A 20,856-nucleotide genomic window follows, 5' to 3' on the forward strand; every position below is an offset into this window, starting at 1 on the left:
GTCAGCCTTTCGTGGCGCCGGCGGTGACCCCGTCGGCGATCTGGCGCTGGAGGAACAGGTAGAGCAGGAGGACGGGCGCCGCGGCGATCAGCACGCCGGCCGCGAACGTCGGGATGTTGGCCGAGTACTGGCCGCGCAGCGCGGTCACGCCGACCATCAGCGTGCGGTGGTCGGCCGACGGCATCATCAGCAGCGCGATGAGCACGTCGTTCCAGCAGAAGAGAGCGTTGAGGATGCCCACGGAGAGCAGCGCGGGCGCGCCGATGGGCAGCATGATCCGCCGGTAGACGCCGTAGAGGCTGTTGCCGTCGATCCGGGCCGCGTCGATGATCTCGGGCGCCACCGTGCGGTAGTAGCTGGTCATCAGAAAGACCGTGAACGGCAGGAACTGGGCAACATAGGCGAGCACCAGCCCTGGGTACGTGTCGATGAGCCCCGTGTCGGCCATGACCCGGGCCAGCGGCACCATGATCACCTGGAAGGGGATGAACAGCGCCGCCAGGCAGCCCAGGAACAACACCGACGAGCCGCGGAACCTGATCTGGCTCAGGGCGAAGCCGGCCATCGAGCCGAGCAGCAGGAGCACGACCACCGCGGCGGCCACGACGATCACCGAGTTGAGGAAGTAGCGTCCCATGCCGACGCTGGTCCACGCGGTGGTCACGTTGTCCCAGCGAACGGCCTCGGCGAGCGAGAACCGGTCCAGGACGTACTCCCGTCGGGTCTTCATCGCCACGTTGCCGGTGAACAGCAGGGGATAGATCGTGGCCAGGGCGAGCAGCCCCATCGGCAGGGCGAGCAGCCAGCGGGTCACCCGGGCGTGCGGCATCAGGACTCCTTCACGGCACGGCGCAGCAGGCTGAGCTGCAGCAGCCCGACGACGAGCATGATCACGAAGAGCACCGTCGAGGCTGCGGAGGCGAGCGCCGGACGGTTCATCTGCCCCTGCTGGATCCAGATGTAGTACTCGGGCAGGTAGGTGGACCCCTCCGGCCCGCCGCTGGTCATCACGTAGAGCAGGCCGAACATCGACGTCAGCATCCCGATCATCGTGGTGACGAAGACGAACTGGATGGTGCGCGACAGGCCCGGGATGATCACGTGCCAGATGACCTGGGCGAGCGACGCGCCGTCGACCCGCGCGGCGTCCAGCAGCGCACCGTCCAATGTGGCGAACCCGGCCAGGAACACGACCAGGGCCATGCCGAACGTCGCCCAGATGTGCACGCCGACCACGGCGAACATCGCCACGTCCGGATCGCCGAGCCAGTCGACCGGCCCCAGCCCCACCCGCCCGAGGACGGCGTTGACCGGCCCGTCGAAGGCGAGCAGGAGGTTGAAGATCGCCCCGACGATGACGGGGGACAGCACGGCCGGGAAGAAGTAGACGCTGCGGAAGAACCGGTGGCCGGGCACGCGCAGGTAGATGAACGTCGCCAGCAGTCCCGGGATGGCGACTGCGATCGGCAGCAGCAGGACGAGCAGGCCGACGTTGCGCAGCGCGGTCTGGAACAACGGGTCGCGGAACAGGTCCGCGTAATTGTCGAAGCCGACCGGGGCGCCGTCGAGCTCGCCGTCGCCGGTGAACGAGAAGTTCACACCGAGGGTCAGCGGCCACAGCCGGAGCCCGACGATGATCAGGATCGCCGGTGCCACGAGCACGTACGGCGCGAGCCGCTCGCCACGCAGGCCGCCCCGGGCCCGGCGGCGCGGGGCGGACCGCGTCGGCGACGGCGTCGACGGGCCGTCGGCCCGCCCGGCCGGAGCCGGGCGGAGCGACGGGTGCGAGGTGCGGTTGGCCACGGTCAGGCCGGCTTGTCCGAGGCGGCCAGCTGCTTGAGCGCCTCGTCCACCGTCACGGACCCGCTGAGCAGCTGCTGCGAGAGGCGGCCCATCAGCTCGATGGTCTTCGACGAGAGGGCGACGTGCAGCGCCGGCTTGCCGGACTTGAGGTCGGCGACGATCGTGGCCACCGCCGGGCCGGCCGTGGACACGTCGATGGTGGTGTCCGAGGCGATCGCGCCCGCGTCGGCGTAGAACGCGGCGAGCGCGTCAGTGGACGTCAGCGAGCGGACGAGGTCGGCGGCGACCTTGGGGTCCTTGGTCCACTTGGCGACCGCGTAGCCGATGCCGCCGTCGTAGGGGAGGCTCGGGGTGGCGCCCTGGGTCACGACGGGTGCGGTCATGACGCCGACGTTGGCCGGCTCGAGGAACTCGTTGAAGTCCTTCCAGTGCCCGATGTCGGACATGAGGCCGATCATGTGGGCCGCCTTGCCCGCCTCGAACACCGCGAAGGCGTCGTTGAACATGGCGGTCGAGTTGGCGCCCTCGCTGTTGAGACCGGCGTCGTTGACCTCCTTCCACAGCTGGAAGAGCCGCTTGACGTTGGGCGCCTGCCAGTTGCGCTTGCCGGCGATCCAGTCGTCGTACTCCTGCGGGGTCAGGATCCCGGAGCCGAGGCCGGACATGAAGAACTGGATGCCGATGCCCTCCTTGTTGCCCTGCGCGAAGCACTTGGCGCCGGCCTTGGCGATGGCGGCGCAGTCGGTGAGCAGGTCGGCCCAGGTCGTGGCCGGGGTCTCGGGGTCGAGCCCGGCCTTCTTGTAGAGCGCCTTGTTGTAGTAGATCGGGTGCCCCTGCAGGGTCACCGGCGCCGCGTAGGTCTTGCCTTCCTTGCCGAACGCGTCCCAACCGGCCAGGCGCTGCTTGTCCGGCGTGAGGTACTCGTCGAGTGGCACGAGCGAGTCCACCCGGTCGCGGATCTGCCCACCGCCGTTGAACAGCATCACGTCCGGGCCCTTGCCGGACTGGATCGCCGCCCCCAGCAGCGTGTAGTACTGGTCGAACGGCTGGGCGACGAACTCCACGGTGACGTTCGGGTGTTTCTTGGCGAAGTCGGCCTTCGCCTTCTCCACATAGGAGGCGGCGGTGGCGTCGCCGGACTTCCAGTCCCAGACGACCAGCTTGCCGCTGGCCTCGTTCTTCTCCGCTTCCTTGGTTCCGGACGCGCTGCCGCACCCGGCTGTTGCCAAAACCGCTATCAGGACCGCCGACCACAGTGCTCGCTGCTTCATCGCTGCTCACTCTCCAGAAGGTGCGGGGGAGGGCCATCGGGCTCAGAGTGCGCAGAACGTAACTCGTATGACGTTAGACGTCAACACAGTGCCGTATACTCTGCGGATCGGGCCACAAGAGCCTCCCCCGGGCCGGAGGAATCAGATGACGGCAGCACGGCAACTGAGCGTGGAAGCGGCGGCGCCGCCGGCGTGGGCGCGCCGATCCACCAACCTCGCCAAGGCGATCACCGCTGAGCTGGTGCAACGCATCGTCCGGGGGGTTCACCAGCCGGGCACGCCGCTGCCGCCGGAGCCCGCCCTGTGCGAGACGTTCGCCGTGAGCCGCACCGTCGTCCGTGAGGCGGTCAAGATCCTTCAGGAGAAAGGGCTGGTCCAGGTCCGGCAGGGCACCGGCACCATCGTGACCGCCCCCGCCGAGTGGGACATGCTGGACGAACTCGTGCTCGGCGCCACGATCGAGGAGGACGACACCCTGGCCATCCTCGACGACGTGGTGGTCACCCGGCGCGTGCTCGAGTCCGACATGGCCAACCTCGCCGCCCGCCAGGCCGACCCCGAGACTGTGGAGCGGCTGCGGGCCCAGGTCGACCGCATGGACGAGCTCGTCGGCGACCACCGGACCTACGAGGAACACGACCGGGCGTTCCACGACACGATCATGCAGGCGTCGGGCAACCGCATCGCCCGCGCGGTCGTGCGGTCACTGCAGAGCCAGGTGATCCGGACCGCGGCCTACCTCGGCCGCACCGAGCGCGCCCTGTGCGTCGCGTCCAACCAGGGCCACCGGCGGATCTACGAGCGGATCGCCGCCCACGACCCGGCCGGCGCCGCCGATGCGATGTTCACCCACATCACCGACGCCTGGCTGGTCCGCCGCAGCGGACCCGACCCGGTGCGCCTGCAGCGCTGACGCCTCAGGCCCCGAGGCAGGACCGCAACGCGGCCGTGAGCCGGATGGCGCGGTCGTCGGTGCTCGGGCCCATCTGGTTGACCACGTACGCGAAACCCACCTCGTGCTCGTCGTCGCCGAAGGCCAGCAGACCGCCGGCGCCGTCGTGCCCGAAGCTGCGCGGGCCGAGCATCGGGCGGGCCGGTCGGGAGTCCAGCATGAAGCCGGTGCCCCAGCGGTGTCCCGTGTCGGCGCCGCCGTAGACCTGCCGCCCCGCCGAGCGGACCGTTACGGCGTCGTCGATCGAGGCCCGGCCCAGCAGGCGCTGGCCGTCCACGTCGGACACACAGGCGGCGTAGAGCCGGGCCAGGCCGTCTGCCGTGCTCATTCCGCCCGCGCCCGGCACGCCGGCGGCCTGGATCGCCGGGTCGTTGAAGCTCACCACCCCGTCCGCGTCGGCCGGGAACGCGAACGCGCCGCCCATCGTGAGCCCGCGTTCGGCCACCGGGTCCAGGGCCAGGTCCGGGTCGGGCGGCGGCGCCAGGGTCCACGCGACGGTCGACCGCTGGCTCGCCGGCAGCCCGATCCAGGTCCGCAGGCCGAGCGGGCCGGCCACCCGCTGCGCGAAGAACGCGCCCGGCAGCAGGCCGGTGATCCGCCGGATCACCTCGCCGACCAGCCAGCCATAGGTCATCGCGTGGTAGCTGTGCGCCGTTCCGGGCGTCCACAGTGGGCGCTGCGCCTCGATCGCCGCGATCACCGGCCGCCATGCCAGCACGTCGGCGCGCCGCATCGGCTCGTCGAGGGCGGGCAGGCCGGCCCGGTGGGCGAGCAGCCACCGGACCGTGGTGTCCTGCTTGCCGTGCCGGCCGAACTCGGGCCAGTAGCGCACCACCGGCGCGTCGAGGTCCAGGGTGCCCGCCTCGACCAGGAGATAGGCGCAGACCGCCAGGACGCCCTTGGTGCAGGAGAAGACCACCGCCGGGGTTTCGGCGGTGAACGGCCGGGCGGACCCGGGCTCGGCCACCCCGCCGCTGAGGTCGACCACCTTGTGGCCGCCGACGTAGACGGCCAGCGCGGCGCCGACCTCCTGGCGGGACGTGAAGTTGTCCGCGAAGACCTCGGCGAGCGGCCCGAACCGCTCGTCGACGTCGCCGCGCACCGGCTGTGGGGTCACGCTCATCCCTTCACGGAACCCTGCAGCAGGGCCTTGATGAACTGGCGCTGGAAGATCAGGAAGACGATCAGCGTAGGCGTCAGGATCAGCAGCGACCCGGCGCAGAGCAGCACCAGGTCGGTGCCCCACTGGCCCTGGAACGCGCCCAGGGCGCCGGCCATGGTGCGCTTGGCCGGGTCGTCGACCAGCACGATGGCCAGCAGGAACTGGTTCCAGGTCCAGAGGAACAGCAGGATCGTCAGGGACGCGATGGCGGGCCGGGCCAGCGGCACCTGCACGCGCCAGAACAGTTGCCAGGTGTTGCTGCCGTCGACGCGGGCGGCGTCGGAGAGCTCGGCGGGCACGCCGACGAAGTGCGCGCGCATCCAGAACACGCCGAACGGCATGTAGAGCCCGACGAGCGGCAGGATGAGCGCCCACCGGGTGTTGAGCAGGCCCAACTCCTGGATCTGGTAGTACAGCGGCGTGATCACGGCCTCGAACGGCAGCGTCAGCCCGAGCAGGAACAGCGCGAAGACGATCCGGGCGCCCGGGATGCGCAACTGGCCGAGGCCGTAGCCGGCCATGGTGGCGATCAGCACGGCGACCGGCACGACGCCCGCGACGATCAGCAGGCTGGATCGCAGCAGGGCGCCCATGTTGGCCACGGTGAAGGCCTCGGCGAAGTTGCCCCACCGCGGATCCGACGGCCATTCGAGGCCGGTCGGCACGGTGCCGCGGGGCTGCAGCGCCGCCGACAGCATGCTCAGGAACGGCAGCAGCGTGACGACGACGAGCGCGACGAGGAACAGCTGGCCCGTCAGGCGTTCGGCGCGGCCTACCTTCATGACCTGTCCTCCCGGGCCAGCCGCTGGATCGGCAGGACGCAGACCAGGACGAGCAGCATGAGCACGACGGCGAGGGCCGAGGCGAGGCCGACCTGCCGGTGCGCGAAGGCCAGGCGGTAGATCTCGAGGCCCGGCACGGTGGTCTGCCGGCCCGGACCGCCGCCGGTGGCGATGTAGACGATGTCGAAGCTGGCCAGGGCGGCGATCACCGTGACCGTGAGGCAGACGCCGATCTCCTGGCGCAGGCTCGGCAGGGTGACCGCGAAGAACTCGCGGACCGGTCCGGCGCCGTCGAGGCGGGCGGCCTCGTACAACGCGGGGTCGATCTTGTTCATGCCGGTGACGAGCAGGATCGTGCACAGGCCGAGCAGCACCCAGGCGCCGATCACGCCGACCGCCGGCAGGGCGGTGTCGAACTCGCCCAGCCAGGCCCGGGCCAGGCCGCCCGCGCCGACGGCATCGAGGGACTGGTTGACGAGGCCGGTCGTCGACAGCACCCAGCTCCACGCGATGCCGGCGGCGACCAGCGGGATGACCTGCGGGAGGAACAGCACGGTCCGCACGACCGTGCCGAAAGTGCCGGTGGTGACCCGGCGGACGAGGCTCGCCACCAGCAGACCGAGGCCGACGGGGATGAAGCTGAAGAACAGGATCAGCACGAACGCGTTTCCGATGATCTTCAGCAGGTCGCGGTCGGTGAAGACGGTGACGTAGTTGTCGAGGCCGGCCCAGCGCGCGACGCCGATGCCGTTCCAGTGGTAGAGCGAGTACTGGACCGTCAGCGCCAGCGGGCGCAGCACGAAGAAACCGTAGACCAGCAGCGCCGGCAGGACGAACAGCCAACCGCTCCAGCGGGCCGTGCGGGCCCGCCGATTCCGGCGGGCCCGCACGGTGCCGCGGGGTGGTGCGCTGCCGAGGGCAGGCGTCATCGAGACAGTTCCTTCTCGTACTCCGCCTGCACCGCCTTGACGTAGCCCTCCGGGGTCTGCTGGCCGGCGACGAGCTTCTGCATCTCGGGTGTGATCGCGGCGGCGAAGATGGCGCCGGTCGCGTTGGCGGTGAAGTCCACGGCGCCGTTGTCGGCGCCCAGTTGCGCCGACGCCCGCAGCGTCTCCGCGAGCACGGTGCCCTCGGCCGCCGGCGGCACCGGGAGGTCGGCGGGCCCACCCGGGCTCGATCCGCCCACGGTCACCGAGATCTCGCGGGCCTTGGCGTTGGTGTGCACCCAATTGAGGAAGAACGCGGCCGCGTCGGCGTGCTTGGCCTTGGCGCCGACCCCGAACGTGTTCGGCGCCGACATCGCGACGTGCTTGGCGTCGGCGGTCTCGCCCGGGAAGAGGAAGAAGCCGACGTTGCCGGGCATGCCCTTGTCGAGGTTCGCGGACTCCCAGTCGCCGTTGAACATGAACAGGCCGTTGCCCTTCTGGAACTCGCCGACCATCGCGGTGTAGTCGATGGCGTTGGCGTCCTTGGGGAAGTAGCCGGCTTGGGCCCACTGCTGGATGGTCTGGGTGGCCTTGAGCGCCGCCGGCGTGTCGAAGGTGGCGCCGGGCTTCTGGAAGATCCAGTCGGCGACCTGGGCCGGATCGCCGAACTGGTTCTGCAGCGCCTGGTGCGGGAAGTTGATGCCGGCGGTGTTCTTGTTGAACTGCATGATGGGCTGGACGCCCGCGGCCTTGGCCTTCGCCAGCAGCTGCTCGAACTCGGCGACCGTCGCGGGTGGCTGCGTCATGCCGACCTGGGTGGCGAGCTTCTTGTTGTAGAAGACGCCGGTGACGCTGTAGCCGAGGCCCATCCCGTAGAGCGAGCCGGTGCCGCGCGGCGCACCGCCGTCGGCGATCCGCAGCTGGACGAGCTGGGAGGCCGGGAACTTGTCCCAGCCGTACGCCTGGAAGTAGGGGTCGAGGTTCTTCAGCAGGCCGTCCTTGACGAGGTCGACCATCGTCGGGAGGCGGATGATGTCGGGGGCGTTGTCGGAGGCGAGCACCCGGGGCGCGTTCTCGACGATCACCGTGAACTGGTCCTCGCGGACGTTGAAGGTCACGTTCGGGTGCTGCTTGGTGAACTCGTCGGCGAGCGCCTTGGCCAACGGAAAACCGGTCTCGGCGTACATCTCCAACGTGATGGGCTCGGTGCCGAGCTCGGTGCTGACGGCAGCGCCGGTCTGCTCGGCCGAGGGCTGCTCGGCGCCCGGGGCGCTGCAACCGGCGGCGACGAGGGACGCCGTCGCCACGGCCGCGATGGCCAGCAGGCGCGGGCTTCGCAGGTGTACGGACATCGTAAGGGCTCCTTGGGGTCGAGGCCCGGAACTTGTTCGCTGAACTGATTTAGCAGAGCATGCTCGTGATCATGAAGGCTGTCAAGAACGAGTCGCGGCCCCGGGCTGGGACCCGCCGGCCGGCTGGCCGCATCATGATGTGGTGGGTCGTGCGAGCGCCGCACGCCACGGATTCGGAGGATCGATGGTCCGCAACAGGGCGACCCTGGCCGACGTCGCGCGCCTCGCGGGGCTGTCGAAGGCGGCCGCGTCGATGGTGCTCAACGGTCGGGAGGGGACGCGGCTCTCGCCGGAGGCGCACCAGCGGGTGTTCGCCGCGGCCGAGGAGCTCGGTTACCGGCCGAACGTGGCCGCCCGGAGCCTGCGTACGCAGAAGACCTCGACGATCGCGTTCGTCTCCGACATCGTCGCCAGCACCCGGTTCGCCGGCGGCCTGATCCGCGGCGCGATCGACGCGGCCCGCGAGCGCGACCACGTCCTGCTCATCACCGAGACGCAGGGAGACGCGGCGTTCGAGAAGCAGGCCATCGACGCGATGCTGGACCGCCAGGTCGACGGCGTGGTCTACGCCGCGATGGCCACCCGCCGGCTCGACGTGCCGTCGGGCATCGGCTCCGGGCCGGCCGTCCTGCTCAACGCCGTGAGCGCGGACGACTCGGTCGCCTGCGTCCTGCCGGACGACGAGCGCGCCGGGCGCGGGGTGACCGCCGCCCTGCTCGACAAGGGGCACCGGGACCGGATCGCGCTGATCGGCCGGAACCGGCTCAAGGAGGGCGAGCCGGAGGTGTCGCTCGCGGCCCGGGCGCGGATCGACGGCATCGAAGCGACCCTGGCCGCGGCCGGCGCCGGCATCTTCGCCGAGGCGTACTGCTCCGAATGGCTTCCCGAGCACGGCTACCGCGCGATGGGTTCGCTGCTGCGCCGGCCGACCCGGCCCACGGCGGTGATCTGCATGAACGACCGGCTCGCGTTCGGCGCCTACCAGGCGCTCGGCGAGGCCGGCCTGTCCGTGCCGGCGGACGTCTCCGTCGTCTCGTTCGACGACGACCCGATCGCGGCGTGGCTGCGACCCGGCCTGACCACCGCCGCGCTCCCGCACGAGCAGATGGGCCGGCGCGCCGTCGAGCTGCTCCTCGACGGCCAGCCGCGGGGCCGCACCATGGTGCCGATGCCGTTGCGCCGCCGCCGGTCGATCGCCGAGCCGGCCACCGGCTGACTCGCTAAACCGATTTATCTGGTACGTTCCGCGCCATGCTCAGATTGCCGGACCACTGGGTGTGGGACAGCTGGTACGCCCGGGACGACGCCGGGCGGTGGCATGTCTTCTTCCTGCGCGCCTCCCGGGCCCTGCTCGACCCGCACCGCCGCCACCGCCGCGCCGCCATCGGCCACGCCGTCTCGGACGACCTGCGGTCGTGGCAGCTGGTCGCCGACGCGCTGGTGCCCGCGGACGCGCCCGCCTGGGACGACCTCGCCACCTGGACCGGCAGCACCGTCCGCGGCCCGGACGGTCGCTGGCACCTGTTCTACACCGGGGTCAGCCGGGCCGAGGACGGCCTGGTGCAACGGATCGGCCTGGCCACGTCGGAGGACCTGACCACCTGGCGCCGGCACGGCGACACGCCCCTCGTCGAGGCCCACCCCGCCTGGTACGAGCTGCTCGACCGGCAGGCCTGGTACGAGCAGGCGTGGCGCGACCCGTGGGTCTACCCGGACCCGGACGGCGACGGCTGGCACATGCTGATCACGGCCCGGGCCAACCACGGCCCGGCCGACGGTCGCGGCGTGATCGGGCACGCCACCTCGCCGGACCTGCTCACCTGGACGGTCCGGCCGCCGCTGACCGTGCCCGGGGGTTTCGGCCACCTCGAGGTGCCGCAGGTCGAGGTCGTCGACGGCCAACCGCTGCTGCTGTTCTGCACCAACGCGGCACAGCCGCGGCACGGCACGAGTCGCATCTGGGTCGTGCCGGCGCCGACGGTCCGCGGGCCATGGGACCTCGCCGCCGCGCGGCCGGTCGACCGACCGGGCCTCTACGCGCCGCGGCTGGTCGCCGACGCCGACGGCCGCTGGCAGCTCGTCGGCTTCCTCGACGAGGTCGACGGCGCGTTCGTCGGCGAGCTCGCCGGGCCGGTGCCCGTCTCCTGGTCGCCGGTCGACGGTCTGCGCGTGGAATCGGCGGCGACCGCTGTGGGGTACCCTGCCTAGAATCGATTCGACAGGAGCCGGATGAACATCGGTGAGATCGCCCGGCGTGCGGGCGTGTCGCGCAGCACGGTCTCGTACGTGCTCAGCGGCAAGCGAACCGTGTCCGAGCCGACCCGGGCGCGCATCCAGGCGGTCATCGACGAGCTCGACTACCGCCCCAACGCCACGGCCCGGGCCCTGCGGGTGGGCCGCACGCACACACTGGGTCTGGTGATCCCGCCGGCCACCCAGCGGCTCACCGACATGCAGCTCGGTTTCGTCGCCAGCGTGGTCGAGGCGGCCGCCCGGGCCGATCTCGACGTGCTGCTCTCGCCCTCCGGCGGCGACCACGACCGCTCCTTCGAGCGGATCGTCACCACCCGGCGGGTCGACGGCGTGATCCTGATGGAGATCCGGCTCGAGGACGACCGGGTGAGCCGGCTGCGACAGACCGGGCTGCCGTTCGTCACCATCGGCCGCACCGCTGACCCGAGCGGCATGTCCTGGGTGGACGTCGACTACGCCGGCCTGATCGCCAACTGCGTCGGCCATTTGGCCGACCTGGGTCACCGGCACATCGCGCTGGTCAACCGGTCGGCCGAGCTGGTCGCGGCCGGCTACGGGCCGGGACACCGGGCCCAGGCCGGCTTCTCCGCCGCGCTCGCCGAGCGCGGTCTGACCGGCGTCGACGTGTGCTGCGGCGACGACGCCGCCGCCGGCGAGGCCTGTGTCGAACAGCTCCTGTCGGCGCACCCCGACGTCACCGCCATCGCCACCGTCAACGAGGCGGCCCTGCCCGGCATCCAGCGCGCGCTGGACGCGGCGGGCGTGGTCGTCCCGCGGGACTTCTCGGTGACCGGCGTGGCCGCGCGGCACTGGGCCGAGGACTTCCGGCCCGCGTTGACCGCGGCCGACCTGCCCATGCTCGAGATGGGCGCGGACGCTGTGGCGCTGTTGCTGGAGAACATCGCCGCGCCGTCGACGCCGCCCCGGCACCGGCTCTACCGGCCGCCGGTCTCCCTGCGGGCGAGCACCGGGCCGGCGCCGAGACGCTGAGCGCCCCGGCGCCGACCTCGACACAACAGCTCAACGGCCCCAGAGCCGCCAGGTCTGGTTGAGTGGGCTGCCCTGGCCGACCGGGTTGCAGGTCCACTGGTGGATCGGCGCCCGTGGCGCAGTGGAGATCGTGCTGACGTCGACGCACTTGCCGCTGTGCCGGGCCACCAGCTGGTAGTCGTGGCCGTCGTTGCCGGCGTAGGTCACCCGGCGCAGCGTGAACTGCTGGTTGGCCGCGCCGGCCAGGCACGTCCACTGGTGCACGGCCGCGCCGTTGGCGGTCGACACTCCGGCGACGTCCAGGCACTTGCCGGTCTGCTGGTTGACCACGGTGTACGTGTCCGCCACCCCGCTGACCGGCCGGAAGTTCCAGAGCTGCTGATCGCCGCCCTCGCACCAGAACTGCTGCTGCACGTTGCCGTCGGTCGTGGCGAGGTTGGTGTTGTCCAGGCACTGCTGGGAGTGCTGGGCGACGGCCACGGACTGGAAGCCGCCGTCCGACGGGGGCAGCAGCGTCACCGTGAAGGTGTCGTTGACGGTGGTGTGCGGCAGGTTGACAGTCGCGCCGTTGTTCGTGAGCGTCACCACCGTGTTCTGCACGGTGACGGGGCCCTGCACCGCGCCGCCGCCGTTGTCCGGGATCCGCTGCACCCGCACCCGCACCTGGTTGTTCTGCACGATACCGCTGGTGGTGTCGAGGCGCTGCAGGTTGACGGCGATGTTGCCGGTGGTGCGCCCGCCGCCCACCAGGATCCGGGCCGACCCACTGGCCTTGGTCGCGAAGGCGTCGTAGGAGGCGCTCGGCGTGACGGCGACGATCTGGCCCGTCTGAGCGCCGTAGAAGCGGTAGGCCCACCACTCGCCCTTGGGCACGTGCTGGCCCGCGCTGTTGCGCAGCAGCAGGTTGCCGAGGAAATCGTGGAGGTTGTTGCCGCCCGCCCAGTTGGCGCGCAGCCCGTCGGCGTTGGCCCGTTCCAGGCGCGCGATGTACCAGGCGCCGTCGGCCGGGTTCTGCTCGTCCGGCGCGCCGTACTCGTTGATCTGGTAGGGGCGCGGGTGGGGGATGCCGCGCGGGTCCAGCGTCGCGTTGGCCGCGGCGACGTTGGCGACGGGGTCCCCGGGCAGCGAGTGCCAGCTGACGATGTCCGGCACCACGTTGTTGGCGCGGACGTAGTCGAGGTACTGGTTCCAGAAGGCGTGCGTCGTGGACGGCACGCAGGCACAGCTCGGTCCGACGATCAGCTGGTTCGGGAAGGCCGCGCGGATGCGCTGGTAGCTGCGCCGCCACAGCTCGAAGTACTGCGCCTGCGGTCGGTTCCAGAACAGCGTGATGTTGGGCTCGTTCCAGATGTCCCACTGCACGGCGATGCCGGCGGCCCGGACGTCGTCGATGACGCGGGTCAGGAACGCGTCGTAGTCGGTCCAGTCGCCGTTGTCGCCGGGGAACCGGGAGATGGGATAGCCGTCGGCGCCCCACAGGTCGTGCGGCAGCAGGACGAACTGGCCGCCGAGCGCGATCGTGCGGCGGGCCTGCGCGAGCGTGGAGTTCCAGCGCCGTTGGTAGCCACCGCTGACCCAGCCGCCCGGCGAGCCGAGCTGCGCGCCGCCGGCCCGCATGTAGCGGAACTTGACGTCGCGGTAGAAGTGGTCGGCCGGTCCCGAGGCGTTCTCGGTCATGCCGTAGATCCACCCGGAGGCGCGGTGGGTCGGCGCGGCGCCGGCGGACGCGAAGTTGACGGTGATCGACTCGTCGGCCGCCCGGGCGGGGGTCGGCGCGATGCCGACCACGGCGCCGGCGGCGACCAACCCGACGGCGAGGCGGGCGAGCCTGGTGCGGAACGGGGATCTCACGGGCAGCTCCTTCGGGGACGGGCGAGCGAGCGAACCGATTCGCGGGGAGCCTAGGGCCGCACCATCATGGATGTCAATGCGCTAGCTGAAGGTCCTTGACCCGCGCGTCCGAGGGGTCCTATCTTCTTGCGAACCGATTCGTCGAATCGGTTCGCTCAGCACGATCGACTCAAGAGTGAGGCACCCGTGCAGACATCCATCCCGCGGCGGCGTGTGGCCGCCGCCGCCGTCGTGCTCGCGGTCGCGGTCGGCGCGCTGTCGACCGGCTGTTCGTCCAGCCCCGAGAAGTCGGGAGAGGGCGGCGGCACCTATGCCATCTGGGACCCCTACCCGCAGTTCGCCGACGACTCCGACTGGGCCAAGCTGCTCCAGGAGTGCGGCACGGCGGCCGGCGTCACCGTCGAGCGCACCGGCTACGACACCACCGACCTGACCAACAAGGCGTTGCTGGCGGCCCAGCAGGACAACTCGCCCGACGTGCTCATCGTGGACAACCCCGTGATCTCCACGCTGGCCGAGGCCGGCGCGCTGACCACCACCGAGGAGAACAAGCTCGACACCTCGGCCATGGAACCGAACCTGCTGGGCGCGGGCCAGACCGGCGGCAAGACCTTCGGCGTGCCGATCGGCGCCAACACGCTCGCGCTGTACTACAACAAGGACGTGCTGGCCAGGGCCGGCGTCGACGTCGCCACGGTCAAGGACTGGCCCTCGCTGACCGCCGCGCTGGCCAAGGTCAAGGCGGCCGGCAAGAAGGGCATCACCTTCTCGGCGATCGGCACCGAGGAGGGCAGCTTCCAGTTCCTGCCCTGGTTCTGGGGCTCGGGCGCGCAACTGACGGCGCTCGACTCACCGCAGGCGGTCTCCGCGCTGACCCTGTGGACCGACTGGCTGAAGCAGGGCTACGCGCCCAACTCGGTCATCAACAACACCCAGACCACGAGCTGGCAGGAGTTCGCCAGCGGCGACTACGCGTTCAGCGAGAACGGCACCTGGCAACTGGCCAACGCGGAGAAGCTCGGCTTCGAGTACGGCATCATCCCGATCCCGGGCGCCTCGGGCGGCACCGCGCCGGCGCCGACGGGTGGGGAGTTCGTCTCCATCCCCGTCCAGAGCGACACCGGCCGGTACGCGACGTCGCAACAGCTCGTCGCCTGCCTGACCAGCGGCGACAAGCTGCTCGCGACCGACACGACCCTGTCCTACATCGCGCCGACGGCGGCGGTGCAGGCCAAGCAGGTGCAGGCCGACCCCAAGCTGCAGGTCTGGGTCGACGCCGTCAAGGCGGCCAAGGGGCGCACCGGCGACAACCTCGGCACCCGCTATCCGAAGATCTCGGAGCCACTGTGGACGGCGGTGCAGGCCGCGCTCAGCGGGGCGAAGCAGCCGCGGGCGGCCCTGACGGCCGCGCAGGCCGCGGCGGGCGCGAAGTAGCCGGACCGTGCCGCACAAGAACCCGTCCCGGCGGAGTGGCCGGTGGGCCGGTTGGCTGTTCCTGGCCCCGGTCACCGGCTACCTCGTCGCGTTCTACGCCTACCCGCTCTACCGCAACGTCGAGCTCAGCCTGCGCGAGTACACGGTCCGGTCCTTCGTGCAGGGCGGCGCGCCGTTCGCCGGCCTGGACAACTACGCCAGGGCGCTGACCGACCCGACCTTCGGGCCGGCGTTGCGGCACACCGTCGTCTTCACGCTGGCCTCGCTGGCCTTCCAGTTCACCATCGGGCTGGCGTTGGCGGTGTTCTTCCACCAGAGCTTCCCGCTGTCGCGCACCCTGCGGGCGCTGTTCCTCGTGCCCTGGCTGCTCCCGCTCATCGTCTCCGCGTCGACCTGGTCGTGGATGCTCAACAGCGACGCCGGCATCGTCAACGCCGCGCTCGGCCTGCTCGGTCTCGGCCCGGTCAACTGGCTGACCTCCCCGCAATGGTCGTTGGCCTCGGTGGTGATCGCGAACATCTGGATCGGCATCCCGTTCAACCTCATGGTCCTCTACAGCGGGCTCCAGTCGATCCCGGCCGAGGTGCACGAGGCGGCCGCCCTCGACGGGGCCACCGGCTGGCAGCGGTTCCGCCGGATCACGTTGCCCCTGCTGCGTCCGGTCTCCGCCGTCACGCTGCTGCTCGGGCTGATCTACACGCTGAAGGTCTTCGACATCATCTGGATCATGACAAAGGGCGGCCCGACCGACTCGTCGACGACCTTCGCCACCTGGTCGTACCGGCTCGGGTTCGGCAACCTGCTGCCGGCGTTCGGGCCGGGCGCCGCGGTCGGCAACCTGCTCATCGGCATGGCGCTGGTCGCCGGCCTGGTCTACGTGCGCGCGCAACGACAGCAGCGGCCGGCATGACCGCCCGGCGCCGCTGGTGGAAGACCGCGCTGGGCCTGCTGCTCACCGCCGTGATGCTGTTCCCCGTCTACTGGATGGTCAACGTCTCGTTCACCCGCGACGAGGACATGCGGCGCGACCCGCCCCGGCTGTTCCCGGTCGGCGGCACCCTCGATGGCTACCGGGCCGTGCTCGACCAGCAGCTCCCGTACCTCGGGGTCAGCCTGCTGATCGGTCTCGGCACCGTCGCCCTCACGCTCGCGCTGTCGGCGCCGGCCGGCTACGCGCTGGCCAAGCTCCGGCCGCCGGGCGGCGGCGCGCTCGGCTTCGTGCTGCTGATCGCGCAGATGATTCCGGGAATCATCATGGCGATGGGCTTCTACGCCATTTACCTCAACCTCGGCGTGCTCAACACGGTGCCCGGTCTGATCCTGGCCGACTCCACCTTGGCCGTGCCGTTCGGCGTGCTCATCTTCGCCGCGTTCATGTCGGGCATCCCGGGCGAGCTCATCCAGGCGGCGGTGGTCGACGGCGCGGGCGTCCTGCGGACGTTCTGGTCGGTGGTGCTGCCGGTCAGCCGCAACGCGGTGGTCACCGTGTCGCTGTTCGCCTTCCTCTGGTCGTGGTCGGACTTCGTCTTCGCGTCCACTCTGGACGGCGGCGGCGACCACCAGCCCATCACCCTCGGCATCTACCACTACATCGGCAACAACAACCAGCAATGGAACGCGATCATGGCCACCGCCGTCGTCGCGTCCGTCCCGGCCACGGTCCTGCTGCTGCTGGCGCAGCGCTACGTGGCCGCCGGCGTGACGGCCGGCGCCGTCAAGGACTGACCAGTTCCAGGAGAGGCAGCCACCACCCATGACCGTCGTACCGCCCGGTCCGTCCTTCTCGGTCCAGGACATCCCGTTCAGCTACCGCGGATCCTGGCTCAACATCTCCCCGGTGGTCGCGGCGCACACCTACGCCGACGACCTGCATCTGGTTTCGCACCAGACCGGCCTGCACGCGGTCCTGCGGCTGCGGCCCAGCGCCACCGCCACCGTGCGCGCCACGGCGACGTTGCTGACGTGGAGCACCGTCGACGGGCGGATCGAGGCGGTGTTCGACGGGCCCGGCGCCGTCCGGCTCCGGGGCCGGCGGCTCGGCCTGGCGTTGTCCGCCGCGAACCCGACGCTCACCCCGTTCAGCGGCACCTACCTCTACCGCGACCCCGTCGACGGCGCCCACGTCTTCACCTCGTACGAGACCGGGCGGCGCTACCGCGTCACCGTGCTCGGCGGGTCGGCGGCGGCCGACGGGGACCAGGCGCTCGGGACGGCCGAGCGCGGCGTGACGCTCCCGGCCGACCGTGACTGGGAGGTGGTCGTCGAGGAGCACGCCACGGCCCGGGCGAGTTACACCGACCCGACTCCCTTCGACGAGCTGCGGCACGCGAACGCCGCCGAGTTCGCCGCGTTCGTCGACTCCGTGGCGCCCTGGCGCAGCGCGCGGACGCCGGCCGCCGAGCTGGCGGCCTACGTGCTGTGGTCGGCGAGCGTCGGGCCCGCCGGTTTCCTGGCCCGGCCGGCGGTGCTGATGTCGAAGCACTGGATGAACAAGGTGTGGAGCTGGGACCACTGCTTCAACGCGATCGCCCTGGCCGCCGGCCAGCCCGAGCTGGCCTGGCACCAGTTCCAGCTGCCCTTCGACCACCAGGACGAGAGCGGCGCGCTGCCGGACTCGGTCACCCACTCCGAGGTGCTGCACAACTACGTCAAGCCGCCCATCCACGGCTGGGCGCTGCGTGAGCTGCGCCGCCGGCTGCCCGCATTGGACCGGGCGGAGGTGGCCGAGACCTACCGGCGGCTGGCCCGGTGGACGGAGTTCTGGCTCGAACGCCGCCGGGCGCCCGGTTCGGCGCTCGCCCACTACCAGCACGGCAACGACAGCGGCTGGGACAACGCCACCACCTTCGACGACGACCGCGTGGTCGAGACCGCCGACCTCGCCGCCTTCCTGGTGATCCAGCTGCGGTGCCTGGCGGACCTGGCCGCCGAGCTCGGCGAGCCCGGGCACAGGTGGACCGCGGCGGCCGACGCCGTCCGCGCCGCCATGCTGGAGCAGCTGTGGGACGGTGACCGGTTCGCCGCCCGCAGCGTGCGGACCGGCCGGCGCCGGGCCAGCACCAGCCTGCTCGACCTGATGCCGATCGTGCTCGGGACCGAGCTGCCGGGCGAGGTCACCGGCGCGCTGGCCCGCGGCATCGGGTCGCACCTGACCACCCACGGGCTCGCGACCGAGCCGGTCGGATCCGCACATTACGCCGCCGACGGCTACTGGCGCGGGCCGATCTGGGCGCCGTCCACGGTGCTGATCGAGGACGGCCTGCGCCGGGCGGGCCACACGGGCCTCGCCGACGACGTCAGCCACCGGTTCCGGGCGCTGTGCGAGAAGTCCGGGTTCGCCGAGAACTTCGACGCCGAGACCGGTGTCGGCCTGCGCGACCGCGCCTACACCTGGACCGCGAGCGGCTATCTGATCCTCGCCGCGGCCCACGAGCGCCGCGCCGCACACCCATCGCCCGACGTCGATTGACGATTGGGTGTCCGAGGGGGACACTATGTGTCATGTTTCTGGCGGCGCGGGAGCCGGCGTCGCCAGGCAGTTGACCGACCATCGCCGGGCGGCGGACACCGGGCGCGCCGTGCGGTGACGGTCGACGCCCTTCAGGTGGGCGTGCCGCGTCCGCGCACGCCGGGCCCTGCCCGCGCTGATCGTCCGGCGGCGATGCGCCATGCCCCTTGACGCAATCGAGGAAGTGACGCATGAGAGTTCGTCGAATGCTTCTCGGCGCGACCGCCGTGTGCCTCGCGGCGGCCGCATCCGCGCTCGTGGTGCCGGGACTCGCCACGCCGGCCGCCGCGGCCACGTTGACCGAGGTGACCAACTTCGGCAACAACCCGGGCGGAATGCGGATGCACGTCTACGTGCCCGACAACCGGCCGGCCCAGCCGGCGATCGTGGTCGCCATGCACGGGTGCGGCGGGTCCGGGCCCGGCTTCTATTCCAGCAGCGAGTTCGCCTCGCTGGCCGACCGGCTCGGGTTCGTCGTCATCTACCCGACCGCGACGCAGCAGGCCGGTTTCGGCAACTGCTTCGACACGTGGTCGGAGGCAGCCAAGCGGCGCGGTGGCGGGAGCGACCCCGTGTCGATCGTCTCGATGGTGACCTACGCCCAGCAGCAGTACGGCGGTGACCGAAACCGGGTCTACGCCACCGGAAGCTCGTCCGGCGGCATGATGACCAACCACATGCTCGCGCTCCATCCCGACGTCTTCCGGGCCGGCGCGGCGTTCATGGGCGTTCCGTTCAACTGCTTCGCGAACGCGGCCGACTACCCGCCGGGCAGCAGCCGGTGCACGGGCGGCAGCATGGACCGCACCCCGCAGCAGTGGGGCGACGCGGTCCGGCAGGCCTACCCCGGCTTCACCGGCGTCCGGCCGCGGGTGCAGCTGTGGCACGGCACGAACGACACGCTGGTGCCGTACCAGCTGTTGCAGGAGTCCATCGAGCAGTGGACCGACGTGTTCGGCCTGAGCCAGACGCCGACGTCGACCGACACGCCGCGGTCGGGCTGGAACCGCCGCCGTTACGCCGACTCGTCCGGCACGGTGCAGGTCGAGGCCTACAGCATCCAGGGCGCCGGGCACAGCCTGCCGTCGGCCGGGATGGCGGCGACCGCGGTCGAGTTCTTCGGCCTGAGTGGCGCGACCCCGACGACGCCGCCGGCGACCACCCCGCCCGCCACGACTCCGCCGCCCGCCAACGGAGCCTGTGCCGCGAGCTACCGGCAGGTCAACTCGTGGAACGGCGGGTTCCAGGGTGAGGTCACCGTGCGGGCCGGCGCCAATGCCGTCAACGGTTGGCGGGTGGGCCTGACCTTCGCCGCGGGCACGACCGTCACGCAGGTCTGGAACGGCAGCCTCTCGGGCAGCGCCGGCAGCTACACCGTCCGGAACGTCTCCTACAACGGCACCATCGGCGCCGGCGGCTCGACCGTCTTCGGCTTCCTCGGGGCCGGGAACTCCGCGACGCCCACGCTCACCTGTGCGAGTCCTTGATATTCAACCTATCCCTGACGGGCGTCAGAATTTCTTGACATATCCGAGCGCGTCATCGACCATGGCCACACGTCTATGTGATCCGACTCACATGTCGAAGGGCCTCGTCCATGAAGAAGGTCATCGCTCTCGGGCTCGCCGCGGCGGCCGCGGTCGCCCTCACCGGATGCACGGACTCGGACGCCACAACGACCACCGAGGGCGGCGGTGAGCTGCGTGCGGTGCGGGTGGCCGCGTTGCCGATCACCGAGACCGCCGCGCTGTGGGGCGGCAGCAAGGCGGGGATCTTCGCCAAGCACGGGCTCCGGGTCGAGGTGCTGCCGGCCCAGGGCGGCGCCCAGGCCATCCCGGCGCTGATCAACGGCGACATCGACTTCGCCATCGGCCAGCCGTTCGGACCGTTCCGCGCGGATCTGCAGGATCTCGGGGTCGTGATGATCGGCAACTACGCGTCGTCCTACGCGACCGGAGACGACATCAACGCCGTGGTGGCCTCGGCGAAGTCCGGGATCAAGCGACCCGCGCAGCTCGCCGGCCGCCGGGTCGCCGTCAACAGCCTGGGTGCGGCCGGCGACGTGACCATCATGGCCGCGGTGGAGAAGGACGGCGGCGACCCCAAGGCCGTGCAGTTCGTCGAGGTCGCCTTCCCCGACGCGCCGGCCCAGCTCGCGGCCGGCAACATCGACGCCGCCTGGGTGCCGGAGCCCTTCGTCACCCAGCTCCGGGCCCGCGGCGACACCTTCGTCGTCGCGCCCTACCAGGCGACCGTGCCGGGGCTGGCGACCCTGACCACGATCGCCACGAAGAAGCGCATGGAGTCCGACGCCGACCTCGTCGCGGCGTTCTCGGCCGCGATGAAAGAGACGCTGAGCTGGGCGGCCGATCCCGCCAACGATGCGGCGGTCCGGCAGTCCATCAAGGACAATCTGGAGCTGCCCGACGCGGTGGCGGACTCGGTCAAACTGCCCACCTTCGGCTGGGAGATCGACCGGGCGAGCCTGACGGCGCTCGCGACCCTCGCCGGGAAATACGGCGTGCTCGACCGCCAGCCCGACCTCGACCGTCTCGTCCAGCAGCAGTAGTCG

At 71.2% G+C, this 20,856-nt stretch carries 18 protein-coding genes; 10 read left to right on the top strand and 8 right to left on the bottom strand.

Features of this window, described 5'->3' with window-relative positions; all coding sequences use genetic code 11:
- Position 1: 1 nt before the first annotated feature.
- The 3 genes from O7635_RS25085 to O7635_RS25095 are packed head-to-tail and all read right to left on the bottom strand — an operon-like array spanning position 2 to position 3,032.
- A complete protein-coding gene (locus tag O7635_RS25085) occupies positions 2-829 on the bottom strand; it encodes a carbohydrate ABC transporter permease (RefSeq protein ID WP_278082915.1) in 828 nt (275 codons plus the stop codon).
- Positions 829-1,803 carry a sugar ABC transporter permease gene (locus O7635_RS25090; protein WP_278082916.1) on the bottom strand — a complete coding sequence of 325 codons (975 nt, stop codon included), beginning with the start codon at positions 1,801-1,803 and terminating at the stop codon, positions 829-831. The genes O7635_RS25085 and O7635_RS25090 overlap by 1 nt, the downstream gene beginning before the upstream one ends.
- Before the next feature lie 2 nt (positions 1,804-1,805).
- Positions 1,806-3,032: an extracellular solute-binding protein gene (locus tag O7635_RS25095; RefSeq protein ID WP_278082917.1), complete on the bottom strand. Its 1,227-nt coding sequence runs from the start codon at positions 3,030-3,032 to the stop codon at positions 1,806-1,808.
- Positions 3,033-3,219: 187 nt separating this feature from the next.
- On the opposite strand from O7635_RS25095, the gene O7635_RS25100 reads away from it, so the two are divergent.
- Complete coding sequence (locus tag O7635_RS25100) at positions 3,220-3,987, top strand: FadR/GntR family transcriptional regulator (RefSeq protein ID WP_278082918.1); 768 nt, start codon at positions 3,220-3,222, stop codon at positions 3,985-3,987.
- A gap of 4 nt (positions 3,988-3,991) precedes the next feature.
- On the opposite strand, the gene O7635_RS25105 is transcribed toward O7635_RS25100, so the two are convergent.
- The 4 genes from O7635_RS25105 to O7635_RS25120 are packed head-to-tail and all read right to left on the bottom strand — an operon-like array spanning position 3,992 to position 8,248.
- A complete protein-coding gene (locus O7635_RS25105; RefSeq protein ID WP_278082919.1) occupies positions 3,992-5,149 on the bottom strand; it encodes a serine hydrolase domain-containing protein in 1,158 nt (385 codons plus the stop codon).
- Entirely contained in the window at positions 5,146-5,970 is an 825-nt protein-coding gene (locus O7635_RS25110) for a carbohydrate ABC transporter permease (RefSeq protein ID WP_278082920.1), read from the bottom strand. Before O7635_RS25110 ends, O7635_RS25105 begins: the two co-directional genes overlap by 4 nt.
- Positions 5,967-6,899 (bottom strand): sugar ABC transporter permease, encoded by a 933-nt coding sequence (locus O7635_RS25115; RefSeq protein ID WP_278082921.1) that lies wholly within the window; start codon positions 6,897-6,899, stop codon positions 5,967-5,969. The genes O7635_RS25110 and O7635_RS25115 overlap by 4 nt, the downstream gene beginning before the upstream one ends.
- Positions 6,896-8,248: an extracellular solute-binding protein gene (locus tag O7635_RS25120; RefSeq protein WP_278082922.1), complete on the bottom strand. Its 1,353-nt coding sequence runs from the start codon at positions 8,246-8,248 to the stop codon at positions 6,896-6,898. Before O7635_RS25120 ends, O7635_RS25115 begins: the two co-directional genes overlap by 4 nt.
- A 184-nt stretch (positions 8,249-8,432) precedes the next feature.
- On the opposite strand from O7635_RS25120, the gene O7635_RS25125 reads away from it, so the two are divergent.
- Genes O7635_RS25125 through O7635_RS25135 form a run of 3 tightly spaced genes read left to right on the top strand, consistent with a single transcriptional unit; the run spans position 8,433 to position 11,491 of the window.
- The gene (locus O7635_RS25125; RefSeq protein ID WP_278082923.1) at positions 8,433-9,464 is read left to right on the top strand and encodes a LacI family DNA-binding transcriptional regulator; all 1,032 of its coding nucleotides are present in this window, start codon (positions 8,433-8,435) and stop codon (positions 9,462-9,464) included.
- A 35-nt stretch (positions 9,465-9,499) separates the two neighbouring features.
- Entirely contained in the window at positions 9,500-10,456 is a 957-nt protein-coding gene (locus tag O7635_RS25130) for a glycoside hydrolase family 68 protein (protein WP_278082924.1), read from the top strand.
- A 21-nt stretch (positions 10,457-10,477) separates the two neighbouring features.
- The gene (locus tag O7635_RS25135) at positions 10,478-11,491 is read left to right on the top strand and encodes a LacI family DNA-binding transcriptional regulator (RefSeq protein ID WP_278082925.1); all 1,014 of its coding nucleotides are present in this window, start codon (positions 10,478-10,480) and stop codon (positions 11,489-11,491) included.
- Positions 11,492-11,521: 30 nt separating this feature from the next.
- Here the strand turns inward: O7635_RS25135 and O7635_RS25140 are convergent, their stop codons facing one another.
- Positions 11,522-13,342, bottom strand: coding sequence for an RICIN domain-containing protein (locus O7635_RS25140; protein ID WP_278082926.1), 1,821 nt, complete (start codon positions 13,340-13,342; stop codon positions 11,522-11,524).
- A 186-nt stretch (positions 13,343-13,528) separates the two neighbouring features.
- Here O7635_RS25140 and O7635_RS25145 point away from each other — a divergent pair, with 186 nt between their 5' ends.
- The 6 genes from O7635_RS25145 (at position 13,529) to O7635_RS25170 (ending at position 20,853) form a co-directional block, all read left to right on the top strand.
- A complete protein-coding gene (locus O7635_RS25145) occupies positions 13,529-14,776 on the top strand; it encodes an extracellular solute-binding protein (protein ID WP_278082927.1) in 1,248 nt (415 codons plus the stop codon).
- A gap of 7 nt (positions 14,777-14,783) precedes the next feature.
- Entirely contained in the window at positions 14,784-15,686 is a 903-nt protein-coding gene (locus tag O7635_RS25150; RefSeq protein WP_278082928.1) for a sugar ABC transporter permease, read from the top strand.
- Positions 15,683-16,501 carry a carbohydrate ABC transporter permease gene (locus O7635_RS25155; protein ID WP_278082929.1) on the top strand — a complete coding sequence of 273 codons (819 nt, stop codon included), beginning with the start codon at positions 15,683-15,685 and terminating at the stop codon, positions 16,499-16,501. The genes O7635_RS25150 and O7635_RS25155 overlap by 4 nt, the downstream gene beginning before the upstream one ends.
- A 28-nt stretch (positions 16,502-16,529) precedes the next feature.
- Entirely contained in the window at positions 16,530-18,245 is a 1,716-nt protein-coding gene (locus tag O7635_RS25160) for a trehalase family glycosidase (RefSeq protein WP_278082930.1), read from the top strand.
- A gap of 230 nt (positions 18,246-18,475) precedes the next feature.
- Entirely contained in the window at positions 18,476-19,771 is a 1,296-nt protein-coding gene (locus O7635_RS25165) for a PHB depolymerase family esterase (RefSeq protein WP_278082931.1), read from the top strand.
- Positions 19,772-19,881: 110 nt separating this feature from the next.
- On the top strand, positions 19,882-20,853 hold the full coding sequence (locus tag O7635_RS25170) for an ABC transporter substrate-binding protein (protein WP_278082932.1): 972 nt from the start codon (positions 19,882-19,884) through the stop codon (positions 20,851-20,853).
- Positions 20,854-20,856: the final 3 nt, after the last annotated feature.

The sequence above is a fragment of the Asanoa sp. WMMD1127 genome (assembly GCF_029626225.1).
Taxonomy (GTDB): Bacteria; Actinomycetota; Actinomycetes; order Mycobacteriales; family Micromonosporaceae; genus Asanoa.